The sequence below is a fragment of the Sandaracinobacteroides hominis genome, assembly GCF_016464365.1.
Classification (GTDB): domain Bacteria; phylum Pseudomonadota; class Alphaproteobacteria; order Sphingomonadales; family Sphingomonadaceae; genus Sandaracinobacteroides; species Sandaracinobacteroides hominis.
This window is the reverse complement of the sequence record NZ_JADCUC010000006.1, coordinates 139,156-154,530: the sequence shown is the minus strand read 5'-3', so window position 1 is coordinate 154,530 and position 15,375 is coordinate 139,156. Positions and strand designations below refer to the sequence as shown.

16 protein-coding genes and 1 tRNA gene are annotated in these 15,375 nt (G+C 64.8%); 8 read left to right on the top strand and 9 right to left on the bottom strand.

The window, feature by feature from the left end; all coding sequences use genetic code 11:
• Nucleotides 1-3: 3 nt before the first annotated feature.
• The 5 genes from IM784_RS13435 to IM784_RS13415 all read right to left on the bottom strand — a co-directional run bounded on the left by IM784_RS13435 (nt 4) and on the right by IM784_RS13415 (nt 4,285).
• Nucleotides 4-1,479 (bottom strand): flavin-containing monooxygenase, encoded by a 1,476-nt coding sequence (locus tag IM784_RS13435; protein ID WP_199555854.1) that lies wholly within the window; start codon nt 1,477-1,479, stop codon nt 4-6.
• 180 nt (nt 1,480-1,659) lie between these two features.
• Nucleotides 1,660-2,466, bottom strand: a complete 807-nt coding sequence (locus tag IM784_RS13430) for an outer membrane beta-barrel protein (RefSeq protein ID WP_199555853.1) — start codon at nt 2,464-2,466, stop codon at nt 1,660-1,662.
• A 99-nt stretch (nt 2,467-2,565) separates the two neighbouring features.
• On the bottom strand, nt 2,566-3,165 hold the full coding sequence (locus tag IM784_RS13425; protein ID WP_199555852.1) for a TIGR02466 family protein: 600 nt from the start codon (nt 3,163-3,165) through the stop codon (nt 2,566-2,568).
• A 31-nt stretch (nt 3,166-3,196) separates the two neighbouring features.
• Entirely contained in the window at nt 3,197-4,021 is an 825-nt protein-coding gene (locus tag IM784_RS13420) for an alpha/beta fold hydrolase (RefSeq protein WP_199555955.1), read from the bottom strand.
• Nucleotides 4,022-4,210: 189 nt separating this feature from the next.
• Nucleotides 4,211-4,285: transfer RNA gene (locus tag IM784_RS13415), tRNA-Asn, on the bottom strand.
• Nucleotides 4,286-4,358: 73 nt separating this feature from the next.
• On the opposite strand from IM784_RS13415, the gene IM784_RS13410 reads away from it, so the two are divergent.
• The 8 genes from IM784_RS13410 (at nt 4,359) to IM784_RS13375 (ending at nt 11,193) form a co-directional block, all read left to right on the top strand.
• Nucleotides 4,359-5,255, top strand: a complete 897-nt coding sequence (locus IM784_RS13410; RefSeq protein WP_199555851.1) for a histone deacetylase family protein — start codon at nt 4,359-4,361, stop codon at nt 5,253-5,255.
• Between the two features lie 105 nt (nt 5,256-5,360).
• On the top strand, nt 5,361-7,265 hold the full coding sequence (locus IM784_RS13405; protein WP_199555850.1) for a 2-oxoacid:acceptor oxidoreductase subunit alpha: 1,905 nt from the start codon (nt 5,361-5,363) through the stop codon (nt 7,263-7,265).
• Nucleotides 7,265-7,633, top strand: coding sequence for a 4-fold beta flower protein (locus IM784_RS13400; protein ID WP_199555849.1), 369 nt, complete (start codon nt 7,265-7,267; stop codon nt 7,631-7,633). The genes IM784_RS13405 and IM784_RS13400 overlap by 1 nt, the downstream gene beginning before the upstream one ends.
• A complete protein-coding gene (locus tag IM784_RS13395) occupies nt 7,630-8,655 on the top strand; it encodes a 2-oxoacid:ferredoxin oxidoreductase subunit beta (protein ID WP_199555848.1) in 1,026 nt (341 codons plus the stop codon). The genes IM784_RS13400 and IM784_RS13395 overlap by 4 nt, the downstream gene beginning before the upstream one ends.
• 54 nt (nt 8,656-8,709) lie before the next feature.
• On the top strand, nt 8,710-9,729 hold the full coding sequence (locus IM784_RS13390; protein WP_199555847.1) for a proline iminopeptidase-family hydrolase: 1,020 nt from the start codon (nt 8,710-8,712) through the stop codon (nt 9,727-9,729).
• A 56-nt stretch (nt 9,730-9,785) separates the two neighbouring features.
• Nucleotides 9,786-10,376, top strand: a complete 591-nt coding sequence (locus tag IM784_RS13385; RefSeq protein ID WP_199555846.1) for a sigma-70 family RNA polymerase sigma factor — start codon at nt 9,786-9,788, stop codon at nt 10,374-10,376.
• Nucleotides 10,373-10,714 carry a hypothetical protein gene (locus IM784_RS13380; protein ID WP_199555845.1) on the top strand — a complete coding sequence of 114 codons (342 nt, stop codon included), beginning with the start codon at nt 10,373-10,375 and terminating at the stop codon, nt 10,712-10,714. Before IM784_RS13385 ends, IM784_RS13380 begins: the two co-directional genes overlap by 4 nt.
• Complete coding sequence (locus tag IM784_RS13375; protein ID WP_199555844.1) at nt 10,711-11,193, top strand: periplasmic heavy metal sensor; 483 nt, start codon at nt 10,711-10,713, stop codon at nt 11,191-11,193. Before IM784_RS13380 ends, IM784_RS13375 begins: the two co-directional genes overlap by 4 nt.
• 47 nt (nt 11,194-11,240) lie before the next feature.
• Here IM784_RS13375 and gcvPB read toward each other — a convergent pair whose 3' ends face one another.
• From gcvPB to gcvH, 4 genes are read right to left on the bottom strand one after another with little or no spacing between them, the layout of a single operon-like run.
• Nucleotides 11,241-12,851: an aminomethyl-transferring glycine dehydrogenase subunit GcvPB gene (gene gcvPB, locus IM784_RS13370; protein ID WP_199555843.1), complete on the bottom strand. Its 1,611-nt coding sequence runs from the start codon at nt 12,849-12,851 to the stop codon at nt 11,241-11,243.
• Nucleotides 12,848-14,218, bottom strand: coding sequence for an aminomethyl-transferring glycine dehydrogenase subunit GcvPA (gene gcvPA, locus IM784_RS13365; protein ID WP_199555842.1), 1,371 nt, complete (start codon nt 14,216-14,218; stop codon nt 12,848-12,850). Before gcvPA ends, gcvPB begins: the two co-directional genes overlap by 4 nt.
• On the bottom strand, nt 14,218-14,997 hold the full coding sequence (locus tag IM784_RS13360) for a class I SAM-dependent methyltransferase (RefSeq protein WP_199555841.1): 780 nt from the start codon (nt 14,995-14,997) through the stop codon (nt 14,218-14,220). Before IM784_RS13360 ends, gcvPA begins: the two co-directional genes overlap by 1 nt.
• Nucleotides 14,994-15,362 carry a glycine cleavage system protein GcvH gene (gene gcvH, locus IM784_RS13355; protein WP_199555840.1) on the bottom strand — a complete coding sequence of 123 codons (369 nt, stop codon included), beginning with the start codon at nt 15,360-15,362 and terminating at the stop codon, nt 14,994-14,996. Before gcvH ends, IM784_RS13360 begins: the two co-directional genes overlap by 4 nt.
• Nucleotides 15,363-15,375 lie beyond the last annotated feature (13 nt).

Below are 15,375 nucleotides of genomic sequence, written 5' to 3'. Positions count from 1 at the left end.
TTGCTATTCGGCGGCTTCGGCCAGAACGGGGCTGGAGGCCGTGGCCAGCGGTCGGAACTGGAGCGTTCCGTCGTCAAGGCTGTCGTTGCGGATCGACTTGCGGTCGCGCAGATAATCCTGTGTATCGCGCCAGGGATCGGTGCTGGACTGGCGCGGCAGGGTATCGAGCGCACGCTGCACATAGCCGGAGTTGAGGAGCAGCTCCTCGTCCTGAACGTCGATGTTGCGGACCGGAATGGCGATGGGCGTCTTGCGCTTGTCCATTTCGTTGATGAGCCGGCAGGCAAATTCGCAGGTAAGATCGGCCCGCAGCGTCCACGAGGCATTGAAGTAGCCAAAGACGTAGACGAGGTTGGGGATCCCCTCCAGCATCATACCGCGATAGACGTAGCGGCTGTTGGGCGTTGCCGCCTGGCCGTCGACGTCGACCGTGGCGCCGCCCAGCACCTGCAGGCGCAGGCCCGTTGCCTTGACGATGATGTCGGCGTCGAGGCGTTTGCCTGATTTCAGGGCGATGCCCTTTTCGTCGAAATGGTCGACATGGTCGGTGACGACGTCGGCCTTGCCGGCGTTCACCGCCTTGAAGAAATCGCTGTCGGGGACGAGGCACAGCCGCTGGTCCCAGACATTGTAGCTGGGCTGGAAATGGGCGTTCACGGTTTCCGCCGGCATTTCCTTCAGCAGCATTTCCGTCATCCGCGCATTCACCTTGGCCGGGTTGGTGCGCGCCTGCTTGAAGACGAAATTCTGCATCACGACGTTGCGGAAGCGGATCAGATTATAGGCCCACATGTCGGGCAGGACGCTGCGGAAGAAGTTGGCGACCTTGTCGGTAGCCGGGCGCGACACCATCCAGGTGGGCGAGCGCTGCAGCATGGTGACGTGTGCGGTCTTTTGCGCGACGACGGGGACGATGGTGACCGCCGTGGCGCCAGAGCCGATCACGACCATCCGCTTGCCGCTATAGTCCAGCTGCTCGGGCCAGTGCTGGGCGTGGAAGATGGTGCCCTTGAAACTGTCCTCGCCCTCGAAATGCGGATTGTAGGGATTGTCGTAGCTGTAATAGCCGGCGGCCATCAGCAGCATGCCGCAGCTGAACGTGCGTTCGCCATCTGCGGTCCTGGCGGTGATCGTCCAGCGGCCTGTATGGCTGTCGAAGCTGGCGTGGCTGACCTTGTGGCCAAACCGGATTTTCTTGTCGATGCCGGCTTCGCGCGCGGTTTCATTCACATAGCGGCGGATGTCGGGGCCGTCGGCAATGGCCTTGCTTTCCGTCCAGGGGCGGAAGTTATAGCCCAGCGTGAACATGTCGGAATCGGAGCGGATGCCCGGATAACGGAACAGGTCCCAGGTGCCGCCGATGGCGTCGCGGGCCTCCAGAATGGCGTAGCTCTTGCCTTTGCACTTGTCCTGCAGATGCCAGGCCGCGCCGATGCCACTGAGGCCCGCGCCGACGATCAGGACGTCGAAGCTCTCCATATCTCTCACTCCCGCTTCCCCGTCGTTGCAGGGCAGTTCCCTTTGCCAGCCAAGGTGACATGCGGAGTTGCACTCCGCAAGTCTGGCAGAAGTGGTGGAGTGACTGGAGCATGTTCCGATCAGGTGGGCCCACCTGAATCGGAAACCCATGCAGAAAAACAATGACCTGGAGTGGCAGCTCTAGAAGCCGACGCGGGCGAAGACTGCCGGGCCGCTGAACTTGTAGGCGACGCGGCCGTTCCAGTTGTCCTTGTCGATCTTCAGCTTGTAATCGACGTAGCGATACAGAAGGCCGACATCGATGTGTTTCTGGATGCGGTAAGAGGCTGCGGCCTCGGTGTTGATGAGGCGGCCGGAATAGTCGTCAATTCCGAGGGAAAGCCAATCGATGCGGCCACTGATGGTGAGACGATTGGCTGGCTCCCACTGGCCGAAGGCGCCGACGGTGGGGAGCGGCGCGAAGATGGAGCGACCTTCGCGGCGAACCTGGCTCTGCTGTTCGCCGACACTGCCCTGCCCTTCCACGAACAGCTTGAAGTTCGTGCCGTGGAAACCGGCGGCGATGCCCAATTCCAGCCGCTCCCGCTGGAACAGCAGCGCGCCTGCGGTGAAACGGTAGATGTCGGAATCGAAGCCGGCGCCGACGGTCGCGCTGACCGGATAGGTTGTATCCCCAACGACTATTTCGCGATCCAGCGTCTTTTGGGAACGGCGGCCCAGGCGATAATATTCGGCGTTGAAGACCCAGTCGTCATTCGCGCGCCAGCCGATCTGGACGGCAGGGAGGGTGGCGCTGTCGTCAAGACCGAGCACATCCTCCATGTCGATCCCGGTGCCAGGGCGTTCGGGCAGGCCGACACGCACGAAACTGTCCACGCCGGCGAAATAGGCCTCTACCTTGAGGGTGACGGTATCGTCGAAGCGCTGGGCATGGGCTGGCGCGGTGAAAGCAACTGCGGCCGACGCCGCCACCAAAAAGCCACGCATGACCATGCTCCTTCGAATCCCCTTTGTTATAGCAGGATTAAGCCCTTGTGCGGAATTGGGTGCAAGAACAAAGTCTGGACTGACCGTCAGCCAGCGCGCCTAGCGATAGTTGAAGCTGATGCTGATCCGCTCCGCCCTGGCATTGCTGGCGGGCACCTCGTGGCGGAGCCAGCTTTCCCAGAGGAAGATGCTGCCGGCCTTTGGCTGCGCATAGACATGGGCGCGGGCCTCTTCGGGGGCGTCCGGGGTGCGCGGCGGCGAGGCCATCAACAGCGGCAGGCGGGGGTCTTCGAGGCGCAGCGGGGAAGCGCCGCCGGGCACTTCGACGTAGACGGTGCCCGAAACCAGCGAGAGCGGATGGATGTGGCCGCTGTGATGGCCGCCGGGCTTCAGGATATTCACCCAGATGCTGTCCAGCTTCAGCTTGCGGTCGAGATCCATGTGCGCCGCCTGGGTGAAGGCGCGAACGTGCGGGGCGAGCTTGCGCGCCAGATCGGCAAAGGCCGGGTCGCGCAGTGGCAGGTCGTTCAGCGAGGCATAGCTGGTATAGCCCGGATAGCGGTGTTGCTTGCACCAGCGGCGGCCGGCGGCATCGTCTGCGGCAAGCGCCCGGCAGCTGTGTGCCAGTTCGTTGAGCAGGGCGTCGTCGGCGAGATCGGCTTCATAGAAGGGCGTGGCGAAGAGGTGGCGGACAGGCATGGCCTTGGCCAAGCCCGTCCGCCGGCTCGCGTCAAGACTGGATGAAGGCCAGAAGGTCGGCGTTGATGATGTCGGCGTGGGTGGTGCACATGCCGTGCGGAAGGCCGGGATAGACCTTCAGCGTGCCGTGTTTCAGCAGCTTGATCGATTCGTGCGCGGAGGCGCCGATCGGGACAATCTGGTCGTCGTCGCCGTGCATCACCAGCGTCGGCACGTCGATTGCCTTCAGGTCCTCGGTGAAATCGGTTTCGGAAAAGGCCTTGATGCCGTCGTAATGGGCCTTGGCGCCGCCGATCATGCCCTGCCGCCACCAGTTGGCGATGACCCCCTCCTGCGCCTCGGCACCGGGGCGGTTGTAGCCGTAGAACGGGCCCGTCGGAACATCGCGATAGAATTGTGCGCGGTTGGCGGCCAGGGCGGCGCGGAAGCCATCGAACACCTCGATCGGAAGGCCGCCGGGATTGGCGGCGGTCTTCAGCATCAGCGGCGGCACGGCGCCGATCAGCACGGCCTTGGCCACCTTGCCCTGGCCATGGCGGGCGACATAGCGCGCGACCTGTCCACCGCCGGTGGAGTGGCCGATGTGCACGGCGTTGGTAAGGCCCAGATGATCGACGACAGCGGCGGTGTCGGCCGCATAATGATCCATGTCGTGCCCGGTACCGACCTGGCTGGAGCGGCCATGGCCGCGCCGATCATGGGCGACCACACGATAGCCCTTCGACAGGAAGAACAGCATCTGCGTGTCCCAATCGTCGGCCGAAAGCGGCCAGCCGTGATGGAAAACGATCGGCTGGCCGGTGCCCCAGTCCTTGAAGAAGATGTCGACGCCGTCGCTGGTGGTGACATAGCCCATGGAAGCCCTTTCCATCTGTGGCGGATTTTGCCGCTGCCGCGCATCCTGCACACAGGCATTGACGGCGGTGTTACCGCAACAGCGAAAGGACTGGAAGGGATGCAGCTTTCTGTCCGCGCGCAGGTCGTGGGTCAGGCAATCATTTCGTCAGCCTGGCCGCTACGGACGTCGCATGGTTGCGGAAGGCACTGGCTCCCCGGGCAGGATTCGAACCTGCGACCGTCCGATTAACAGTCGGATGCTCTACCACTGAGCTACCGAGGAAAAGCCGTGCGAGGGGCGCGCCATAAGGCAGGCTTGACGGACATGCAAGCGCCGTGTGGAGGCTTTTGCCGCGATGCGCTTCTTTTTTCACCCCGCCTATGTGGCGCCGTTGCCCGACGGCCACAGCTTTCCGATGTCGAAGTATGAAACGACGCGGGAGGCCCTGACGCGGGCGGGCGTGCTGTTTGAGGAACCGGCGATTGCGACACGCGAGATGCTGATCCGCGTGCATGCGGAAGCCTATGCGGATGCGGTGATCGCGGCCGGGGTGCCGAAGGAAATCGAGCGGCGGATCGGTTTTCCGGTAACGCCTGCGGTTTCGCTTCGGTCGCGGTTGTCGGTTGGCGGCACATGGGCGGCGGCGCGGGCGGCGCTGGCGGACGGGTTTGCGGCAAATGTGGCCGGCGGTTCGCACCATGCGATGCCCGATGGCGGGGCCGGATATTGCGTGCTGAACGATCTTGCCGTGACGGCCGCCGGGTTGCTGGCCGAGGGGCTGGTGCAGCGGCTGCTGATCCTGGACCTGGACGTGCATCAGGGGGACGGAACAGCGGTTTGTCTGGCCGGGTGGCCGGCGGCGTTCACCTTCTCCCTGCATGCGGAGCGGAATTTTCCGGTGCGCAAGGCGCGGTCCGGGCGCGACGTGGAACTTGCGGATGGAATGGCGGACGCGGAGTATCTGGATGTGCTGGCAGCCGAGCTGCCGGGATTGTTCGACGTGGCTCGACCGCAGATCGTGCTGGTGCAGGCCGGGGTCGACCCGCATGTCGACGATCGGCTGGGGCGGCTGGCGCTGACGGATGCCGGTTTGCAGGCGCGCGACCGGATGGTGCGGGAGGCGTGCCTGCGGGCGGGCGTGCCGTTTGCGGTGACGCTTGGCGGCGGCTATGACCGCGATGTGGTGCGCCTGGGCGAACGCCATGCGGCGAGCCTGCTGTCGCTTGCAGGACACTATGTCGCCGCCGAATAGCTGGGTTTGCTTGTCACAAAGGCCAGCCATGGCAGATTCGGGTTGGAACCGGGCTTGCGGAGTCCTACTAGTCACGCAAAGACAACACTTGAAAGCGACACAAAGATGGCGACGGCCGTTCGCACGCCTGATGAAGGCAAATCCGAAAACGGAGCGAGCAAGAAACCCAATGTCGAGAACCGGGAATCTGTAGTCGTCCGCTTTGCGGGGGACTCCGGCGACGGCATGCAGCTGACGGGCGGGCAGTTCACGCTCTCCACCGCGCTCGCCGGCAACGATCTTGCGACCTTCCCCGATTTCCCTGCTGAAATCCGCGCCCCGCAGGGTACGCTGTTCGGGGTTTCGGCATTCCAGATCAATTTCGGCTCGACCCGGATCGAGACCGCGGGCGACCAGCCGGATGTGCTGGTGGCGATGAACCCGGCGGCGCTGAAAACCAACCTCCCCTCGCTGCGCAAGGGCGGGCTGATCATTGCCGACACCGGCGAGTTCGGCATCCGCAACCTGCAGAAGGCAAAGTACGAGACCAGCCCGCTGGAAGACGGCAGCCTGGATGCCTGGCAGCTGCTCGCCTTCGACATTTCGAAGCAGACGCTGGAGAGCGTGAAGGAATTCGGCCTTGGCAACAAGGACGCGCTGCGCTGCAAGAATATGTGGACGCTGGGGCTGGCGCTGTGGATGTTCGGCCGCAAGCGGGCACCCGTCATCGACTGGCTGAAGATCAAGTTCGGCTCCAACGAGCTGCTGCGCGAGGCGAACATCGCCGCGCTGAACGCGGGCCATGCCTATGGTGAGACCGCCGAGCTGGCGGGGCCGATCACCCAGTTCCGTCTGCAGCCGGCCGATGCGGAACCGGGACTGTACCGCACGGTGACGGGGGCCGACGCGATTTCGCTGGGGCTGGTGGCTGGCGCCAAGCTGTCGGGGCTGCCGATGTTCTTCGGCGGCTATCCGATCACGCCGGCGTCGGCGATCCTGCACAGTCTTGCCCGCCTGCGCGAGTTCGACGTGACGACCTTCCAGGCGGAGGACGAGATTGCGGCGATCTGCGCTGCGATCGGTGCTGCCTATGGGGGGAACCTTGCCGTCACCTCCTCGTCCGGGCCGGGTATCGCGCTGAAATCCGAAGCGATGGGCCTGGCAGTGATGACCGAGCTGCCGCTGGTGATCGTGAACTCGCAGCGGGGTGGTCCTTCGACCGGCCTGCCGACGAAGACGGAGCAATCCGACCTCTATCAGGCGGTCTATGGCCGCAACGGCGACACGCCGATGCCGGTGATTGCTGCGCGCAGCCCTGCCGACTGTTTCGAGGTTGCCATCGAGGCCTGCCGCATCGCGGTGGAATATATGACCCCGGTGATGCTGCTGACCGACGGCTATATCGCCAATGCAGCCGAGCCGTGGAAAGTGCCCAAGGCCAGCGATTTCGAGCCGTTCACGGTACAGTTCAAGGAAGATCTGGACGAGGGCGTCACCAAGCTGAACCCCTATGCGCGCGATCCGGAGACGTTGAAGCGCGTGTGGGTGAAGCCGGGGACGCCGGGCCTGATGCACCGCATCGGCGGCATCGAGAAGAGCTACGACAGCGGCAACATCGATTACTCGGCCGAGAACCACCAGAAGATGACCGACACCCGCAAGGCGAAGGTGGACGGCGTGGCGCGCTCCATCCCGCCGCAGGGCGTGGAGGTTGGCAACCCGAGCGGGCCGCTGGTTGTCGTCGGCTGGGGCTCTACCTATGGGCCGATCCGGCAGGCGGTGGAGCTGGTGCGCTCAAAGGGCCACGACGTGGCCCATGTGCACATCCGCCATATCTGGCCGATGCCGGCCAATCTGGGCGCGCTGCTGAAGAGCTATGACAAGCTGCTGGTGCCGGAGATGAACACCGGCCAGCTGAAAACGCTGCTGCGCGACCAGTTCCTGGTGGACGCGAAGCCGCTGAACAAGGTGTCGGGCCAGCCCTTCCGCATTGCGGAAATCGAGGCGGCCATCATGGAGATGCTGGGCTGATGGCCATAGTTTATGGGCAGCGCGGCCAACCTGTCGCTTCAATCGTTGGGGATGCACTCTTTGACGCTGCTGGAGAACAGATTGCTCTCGTGAACGATAATATCCTCTATCGCTTAAGCGACGGCCAGCCAATGGGCTCGCTCTGTAATGGCGTTGTGTTTGATCCACACGGTGCGCCCCATGGGTTTTTGGCGAATTGCAGCAAAGGCTTTCAGCGTTCGATGCCCCGACTTGGAATTTTGCCTCCACGTTTGAAGAGAATTGGAAGCGATGTGTCGGCGCACCCGTCGATCACAGTTCCAGATTTTTTGACAGAGAGGCTGCCAGCCGGCTCTTCAAACGACTCTAGAGATGGGTTTTTTCTATGAACGAGATCACGAGAATCGTTCCCGCAACCAAGCCGGATGACTGGGCTTCCGACCAGGAAGTGCGCTGGTGCCCCGGTTGCGGCGACTATGCCATCCTGAAGGCGGTGCAGCGCACCATGCCGGAGCTGGGCGTGGAGCCCCACAATACCGTATTCGTTTCCGGCATCGGCTGTTCCAGCCGTTTCCCCTATTATATGGAAACCTATGGCTTCCATACGATCCACGGCCGTGCGCCGGCGGTGGCGACCGGCCTGAAGCTGGCGAACCCCAAGCTCGACGTCTGGATGGTGACCGGCGACGGCGATGGGCTGTCGATCGGCGGCAACCATATGCTGCACCTGCTCAGGCGCAACATCGACATCCAGATCCTGCTGTTCAACAACGAGATCTATGGCCTGACCAAGGGGCAATATTCGCCGACGTCGCGGACGGGCACGCGTTCGCCTACCTCGCCAGGCGGCTCTCTGGAGCGGCCGCTGAAGCCCTGTGCCTTTGCGCTGGGCGCCGGCGCGCGCTTCATCGCGCGCACCATCGACACGGCGCAGAAGCAGCTGCCGGAAGTGCTGAAGCGGGCACACGCCAACAAGGGCGCGAGTTTTGTCGAGATCTATCAGAATTGCGTTGTCTATAACGACGCCGTGTTCGAGCAGTTCACTGCGAAGAAGACCGCCGCGACCACGCAGATCTGGCTGCAGCATGGCCAGCCCATGCTGTACGACAATGGCGCCAAAGGACTGAAACTGAACCGCGATACACTGCGGCTGGAAGTTGTCGATGTGGTCGATGGCGACCTGACAGATGTGCTGGTGCACGACGAGACCAACAAGTCGGTCGCCTCGATGCTGATCGAAATGCCCTTCCCCGAATTCCCGGTGGCGCAGGGTGTTATCTATTGCGATCCGGCGGTTGCATTTGACGAGGCGCTGACGGAGCAGGGCGAGAAGATTGCCAGTTCCAAGGTGGCTGATTTCGCAGCGCTGCTGCGGCGTGGACAGAATTGGGAAGTGAAAGCCGATCACTGACGGAGGTAGTTGCGTGAGCGCAGGGGGAACCCTTCGGGGAAAGGCGAGGTCGGCTTGACCGACTGGCCGGGCATTTCGAGGCGGGCCATGCTTGCCGCCGCCCCCGGCCTTTTGCTTGTCCCTGCTGCCGTTATCGGAGCGCAGTCTGCCGGCCGCGGCAAGCGTTCGCAATCCGCTGTCACCAGCTGCCCCATACCGGATTTCGAGCGGCGCGTGCCGGCGAAAGGCGGCAATCTCTATTGCCGGGTCAACGGGCCGATGGATGGAGACAAGCTGCCCGTCATCCTGTTGCACGGCGGCCCGGGCGGCACGCATTTCGGCATGGTCGGCGCCCTGCCGCTGGCCGACAGCCGTGGGATAGTGCTGTATGACCAGCTGGATTGCGGGCTTTCAGATCGTACCAACGACCGTGCCAACTGGAATGTGGAGCGTTTCGTTTCCGAGGTGGAAGCCGTCCGCTCGGCGCTTGGGATCGAGCGCTTTCATCTTTCCGGGACGAGCTGGGGCGGCACGCTGGCGCTGGAATATGCCGCGCGGCAGCCGCAGGGGTTGCAGAGCCTTGTGCTGTTCAGCCCGCTGGTTTCGACGCGCGCCTGGCTGAACGATGCCGGCGTCCATATCGCGCAGCTGCCGCCCGACTATCAGGCAGCGATCGTCGAGGCCAAGCGCACCGGCAACTATGACAGCGATGCCTTTCAGGAGGCTGACCGCTATTATGCCCGCCAGCATCTCTCTCGCGAGCGGCTGTCGCCGCTGCATCTGGCCTGTCAGGGGCGGACGGATCCGCATTTCAACCTGGAACTCTATACCTACATGTGGGGGCCGAGCGAGTTTGTGGTGACGGGCACGCTGCGCGACTATGATGGCGAGCCGCTGCTGCCGAAAGTGTCGGTGCCGACGCTGCTGGTGGCAGGCGAATATGACGAAGCGCGGCCCGAGACGCTGAAGGGCTTTGCCGCGCGGATGCAGAATGCAAGCTTCCAGATGGTGGAGGGGAGCGGCCACTGGATCGAGAACGACCGGCCCGAACAACATCGGACGGTGCTGCGGCGATGGCTGGATTCGAAGGATTAGCGGAACCAGCGGGGGAAATGGCCGGTTGGCAGCGTATGCCTGAGCGTGAGACAGACATGCACGCCCTGAGCGCCGCCGCCAATGACGCCCGCATGGAAGCGCGTGTGGAAGCCTTGCTTCTGGCGCGTGCTGCTGATGGCGATACGCGGGCCTTTCGCGAACTGGCGGCGCTGCTGGCGCGGCCGGCGCTGGCGACTGCGATCCGGGTGCTGGGCGATCATGCGTTGGCCGAGGATGCCGTGCAGGACGCTTTTGCGCGGCTGTGGCGGGAGGCGGGACGGTTCGATCCGGGGCGTGGCAGCTTTGGCGGCTGGTGGCGGCGGATGCTGATGAATTGCGCATTGGACGGTCGGCGGCGATTGAAGCCGGCGCAGCCGCTGGATGATGCAATGGACGTGACGGATGCTGCACCCGATCCGCTGCAGCAGGCGGAGGATGCGGATCTTGCCGCGCGGGTGCAGGCGGCGGCTGCCGCGCTGCCGGCGCGGCAGCGGGCTGCGCTTTCGCTGTTTTACGGCGATGGGCTTTCGATGGCCGAGATCGGCGAGGTGCTGGAGACGAGCGAGAAGGCCGTGGAAGGCCTGTTGCTGCGGGGGCGGGCCGAATTGAAGACGCGACTGACGGGGCTGAAGGACGAATTGAAATGACCGACGACAAGAGCCTGGATGCGGCGCTTTCCGCCTGGGGCCGGCAGGAAACGGGGGATGACGCCGCGGTGGCGCGTATTCTTTCCCGTGCAGGCGCTTTTGCCGATGCCAACCCCGCAGCGAAGCCCGCGCCGAGACGCTGGCTGCCACTGCTGATGGGAGGCGGGGCGATTGCCGCAAGTATCGCCGTGGCGATCGCGCTGCTGCCGGCCCAGAAGGCCGCAGCACCGGCGCCCGGCGCAGAGCAGAGGGTGCAGCTGGCATCCGCGAGTGATCCGTCAATGGACAGCTTCGCGATGCTCTACACCGTGTCGGACGAAGAGGAATATTATCTGTGACCAAGACCAGGTTGATGGCCGCCGCCGTTGCCACGCTGATGGCCGGCCCGCTGCTGGCGCAGGCTGCGCCTCCCCCTCCGCCGGGCGCGCAAGCCGTTCCGGCCGGCGTTCGCGGAGATCGCTGGAAGGGCGACCGCATGTTCCCCACCGTGTCGCCGGAAGGCCGCAAGATCCTGCTGGAAGCGCTCCGCGATCCGTCCATGAAGGATGGACGCGAGGATGTGCGGGCCTCCCGGGATCGGGTGGAAGCCATCCTGGCCGCCGACAAGCTGGACGTTAACGCCCTGCGCAAGGCGATGGATACCGAGCGCCAGCTGATCGACGCGCAGCAGAAGGCGCGGCAGGATCGGATGATCGCCGTCTATCAGAAGCTGTCTGCGGCGGATCGCAAGGCCTTCGTGGCCGACGCCAAATCGGGCCGCAGCAAGCTGGAAAAGCGGATGGGCCAATTCCGCCCGAAGCCGGTCGAGGCGAAATAACCGATCGTGAGTTGGGGGAAGGGCCGGGGGAAACCTCGGCCCTTCTCCTATTCGGCCGCCTGCCGCTCGTCTGTCGCCGGCTTCCAGGCGAGGATCGGCGTGCGGGCGGCGCGGGTTTCGTCCAGCCGGCTGCGCGGCGCAAAGTGCGGCGCGGTGGCAAAGCGGGTGGTGTCACCGCTCTTCGCTGCGGCGGCGAGCGCGCGCATGGCCTCAATGAACTGGTCGAGGCGGCCCCTGCTCTCGGTCTCGGTCGGCTCGATCAGCATGGCGCCGTGGACGACCAGCGGGAAATACATGGTCATCGGGTGGAAGCCCTCGTCGATCATCGCCTTTGCGACATCCAGCGTGGTGATGCCCGAATCCTTCAGATAGCTGTCGTCGAACAGCGCCTCGTGCATGCACGGGCCGCTGGCACCGAACGGGGCCGACATCACGTCGTCAAGGCTGCGCAGGATGTAGTTGGCGTTCAGTACCGCATCCTCTGCCACTTGCCTGAGGCCATCGGCTCCGTGGCTTTCGATATACGCGAGCGCGCGGACGAACATGCCCATCTGCCCGTGGAAGGCGGAGAGGCGGCCGAAGCTGTTCTCATGATGCTCGGCGTTGGCGGTTTCCTCCTCGATCAGGTGGAAGCGGCGATTATCTGCGCCGCGAATTCCAGGCGCGGCTTCTTCCTCGACCACGAACGGGATCGGCGCATAGGGCGCCAGCGCTTCGGAGAAGACCACCGGGCCGGAGCCGGGGCCGCCACCGCCGTGCGGGGTGCTGAAGGTCTTGTGCAGGTTGATGTGCATCGCATCGACGCCGAGATCGCCGGGGCGGACGCGGCCGACGATGGCGTTGAAGTTGGCGCCGTCGCAATAGACATAGGCACCCGCCGCGTGGACAGCGTCGGAAATGCGCTTCATGTCCGGCTCGAACAGGCCGCAGGTGTTGGGGTTGGTGATCATCACCGCCGCCACGTCCGGCCCCAGGCGGGCGATCAGCGCATCGGTATCTACGCGACCGCGGGCGTTGGCGGGGATGCTTTCCACTTCATAGCCGCAGAAGGCAGCGGTCGCCGGATTGGTGCCGTGGGCGGATTCCGGCACCAGCACCACCTTGCGGGCGTCGCCCCTGGCTTCCAGCGCGGCGCGAATGGCGAGGATGCCGCAGAGCTCGCCATGGGCGCCGGCCTTGGGCGTCATGGCGACTGCCGGCATGTTGGTGAGCGTCTTCAGCCAGTGCGCCAGCCGGTGGATCAGCTCGAAAGCGCCCTGCACCGTGTCCTGCGGCTGCAGCGGGTGCACGTCGCCGAAGCCGGGCAGCCGCGCCATCTTCTCGTTGAGGCGCGGGTTGTGCTTCATCGTGCAGGACCCGAGTGGGAAGAGCCCCAGGTCGATGCCGTAATTCTGCCGGCTGAGGCGGGTGTAGTGGCGCACGGCCTCGCCCTCTGCCAGCCCCGGCAAGCCGATGGGGGCGCTGCGTTCGAGGCCGGCGAGCCGAGACTTGTGGGCGGGCACTGCCTCGAGATCGACTCCGGTGACGTCCACGCTGCCGTTCTCGAAGATCAGCGGCTCTTCCAGCATCAATGCCTTGTTGCCGGTGACCGTGGGGGCAAGGTGCGCGGGCGCAACGGCGCCGGGGGCGGACGGGCGGCCCTGGTTCATCATGCTCATTTGGAGACAACCTCGGAAAGGGCGCGCACCAGCGCGTCGATATCTGCAGCGGAGACGGTTTCGGTGACGGCGAGTATGAGCACCCGGTCCATCTCCGGATGGCCCGGATAGAGGCGGGCGGCGCTGACACCGCCAAGCACGCCCATTTCCGCCATGTCGCGCACGGCCTGCCGGGCTGGCACCGGAATTTCGATGGCAAACTCGTTGAAGAAGCGCTGGGTGAGCAGCTTCACGCCGGGAATCGCCGCCAGCTTGTCGGCTGTTTCGCAGGCGCGGGCGTGGTTCAGTTCGGCCAGATGGCGCAGGCCCTTTTCGCCGAGCAGCGTCATGTGGATGGTGAAGGCAAGGCTCATCAGACCGGAGTTGGTACAGATGTTGGAGGTCGCCTTTTCGCGGCGGATGTGCTGCTCGCGGGTGGAGAGCGTCAGCACGAAGCCGCGGCGGCCGTCGGCGTCCAGCGTTTCACCGCAGAGGCGGCCGGGCATCTGCCGGACATGCTTCTGGTTGCAGGCGAAGAGACCAAGGTGCGGGCCGCCGAACTGCAGGCCGACGCCGAGCGACTGGCCTTCGCCGACGACGATGTCGGCGCCCATTTCACCCGGCGAGCGAATGGCGCCGAGCGAGACGATTTCGGTGACGACGACGATCAGCAGTGCGCCGCTGGCATGGGCAGCAGCGGCCAGTTCGGAGAGGTCCGCGACATGGCCGAAGATATTGGGGTTCTGCACGATCACGGCGGAGGTATCGGAATCGATGCCGGCGATCAGTCTGGCGATGTCGTCGCCGGGGTTGCCGCCGGCCAGATCAGGCTCTCCGATCACCAGCTTGTCACCGGTGAAGCGGCAGAGCGTCTGCGCGGCCGAGATATATTGCGGATGCACCCCGGCAGAGATGCGGGTGGTGCCGCGACGGGTGATGCGGCGGGCCATGAAGATGGCCTCGGTCATCGCGGTCGAGCCGTCGTACATGGAGGCATTGGCGACATCCATGCCCAGCAGGCGGGCAACCTGGGTCTGGAACTCGAACAGATATTGCAGCGTGCCCTGGGCGATTTCCGGCTGGTAGGGCGTGTAGCTGGTGAGGAATTCGCCGCGCTGGATCAGATGATCGACCGAGGCCGGCACATGGTGGCGATAGGCGCCGGCGCCGATGAAAAAGGGATACTGGCCGGCCGCCATGTTGCGGTTCGCCATGCGGGTCAGCTCACGCTCCACCAGCATTTCCGGCTTGTGAAACGGCAGGCCCTCGATCGGGGCGGAAAGCCGGGCTTCGGCCGGGACATCGACGAAAAGCTCGTCGATGCTGGTCGCGCCGACCTTGGCGAGCATCGCCTGCCGGTCTTCGGGGGTGAGCGGAAGGTAGCGCATCAGGCGGGCTTTCTCATCGTGAAGCGGAGGCGGACATAGTCGGCGCGTGTCCGGCCCTGTTCGTCGCGGGGCAGCTGGGCGTCGGCGAGCAGCGAGGCCCGCTCTGCAAGCTCGTCGCGGGCGTTTTCCGGCACGCCGGAGGTATCGAGGAAACCGACGCGGAAGGTGCGGAACCAGTCCTTCGTGCCGCCCGGAAGCGCCGTGGGCCGGGGGATCAGCCGCGCCTCGATGTCGGTGAAGCCGGCGGCCGCATACAAGCCGCAGAATTCGGCGACGGAGGGATACCATTGCGGATCGCTGGTGGGCGGGGTGAAGCCCATGGCCTCCACCGTTTCCCGCAGCGTGCGGCGCAACGTCGCCACATTGCCCTCGCCCCCCATTTCGCCGACGAAGCGGCCGCCCGGCTTCAGCGCGCGGAACACGCCGGCGGCAACGGCTGCGCCATCCAGCATCCAGTGCAGGGCGGCGTTGGAGAAGACCGCGTCGAACTCGGCGTTGAATGTCAGCGCTTCGCCATTGGCCTGCTGCACGTCGAGGCCGCGGCTGCGGGCGGAGTCCAGCATCGGCTCGGAATAGTCGACGCCCAGCACCGAAGCGCCGGCGGCCACCAGCTTTTCCGTCAGCACGCCGTCGCCGCAGCCAAGGTCCAGGATTCGCTCGCCCGGTTGCGGGGCCAGCAGTTCCAGCACAGGAGCGCCCAGCGCCGGCACGAAGGCGGCGTGGGCGGCATAGTGGCCGGCATCCCACAGCGAGGCAGGGTTGGGCGTTTCGCTGCTCACAGCGCGTCGACGAAGGCTTTGTAAGCGGCTTCGTCCATCAGCCCTTCCAGCTGCGACGGATCGGACAGCGTCAGCCTGAAGAACCAGCCGTCCGCCTCGGGCGAGCTGTTGACAAGGTCCGGCGTGCCTTCCAGCGCGGCGTTCGCTTCGGTGACGGTGCCGGAAACCGGGGCATAGACTTCGCTTGCTGCCTTCACGGATTCGACGACTGCGGCTTCCTTGCCCTTGGTGACGGCGCGGCCCGCCTCGGGCAGCTCCACGAAAACGACGTCTCCCAGCTGGCCCTGCGCATAATCGGTTATGCCGACGGTGGCGGTGCTGCCGGAAACTTCCAGCCACTCATGATCTTCGGTGTAGTAGCGCATCCCTCAAACTCCT

Bases quoted from the DNA above. Each gene is read 5' to 3' on its own strand.
- IM784_RS13435 (WP_199555854.1), bottom strand. From the start codon at position 1,479: ATGGAGAGCTTCGACGTCCTGATCGTCGGCGCGGGCCTCAGTGGCATC.
- IM784_RS13430 (WP_199555853.1), bottom strand. From the start codon at position 2,466: ATGCGTGGCTTTTTGGTGGCGGCGTCGGCCGCAGTTGCTTTCACCGCG.
- IM784_RS13425 (WP_199555852.1), bottom strand. From the start codon at position 3,165: ATGCCTGTCCGCCACCTCTTCGCCACGCCCTTCTATGAAGCCGATCTC.
- IM784_RS13420 (WP_199555955.1), bottom strand. From the start codon at position 4,021: ATGGGCTATGTCACCACCAGCGACGGCGTCGACATCTTCTTCAAGGAC.
- IM784_RS13410 (WP_199555851.1), top strand. From the start codon at position 4,359: ATGCGCTTCTTTTTTCACCCCGCCTATGTGGCGCCGTTGCCCGACGGC.
- IM784_RS13405 (WP_199555850.1), top strand. From the start codon at position 5,361: ATGGCGACGGCCGTTCGCACGCCTGATGAAGGCAAATCCGAAAACGGA.
- IM784_RS13400 (WP_199555849.1), top strand. From the start codon at position 7,265: ATGGCCATAGTTTATGGGCAGCGCGGCCAACCTGTCGCTTCAATCGTT.
- IM784_RS13395 (WP_199555848.1), top strand. From the start codon at position 7,630: ATGAACGAGATCACGAGAATCGTTCCCGCAACCAAGCCGGATGACTGG.
- IM784_RS13385 (WP_199555846.1), top strand. From the start codon at position 9,786: ATGCACGCCCTGAGCGCCGCCGCCAATGACGCCCGCATGGAAGCGCGT.
- IM784_RS13380 (WP_199555845.1), top strand. From the start codon at position 10,373: ATGACCGACGACAAGAGCCTGGATGCGGCGCTTTCCGCCTGGGGCCGG.
- gcvPB (WP_199555843.1), bottom strand. From the start codon at position 12,851: ATGAGCATGATGAACCAGGGCCGCCCGTCCGCCCCCGGCGCCGTTGCG.
- gcvPA (WP_199555842.1), bottom strand. From the start codon at position 14,218: ATGCGCTACCTTCCGCTCACCCCCGAAGACCGGCAGGCGATGCTCGCC.
- gcvH (WP_199555840.1), bottom strand. From the start codon at position 15,362: ATGCGCTACTACACCGAAGATCATGAGTGGCTGGAAGTTTCCGGCAGC.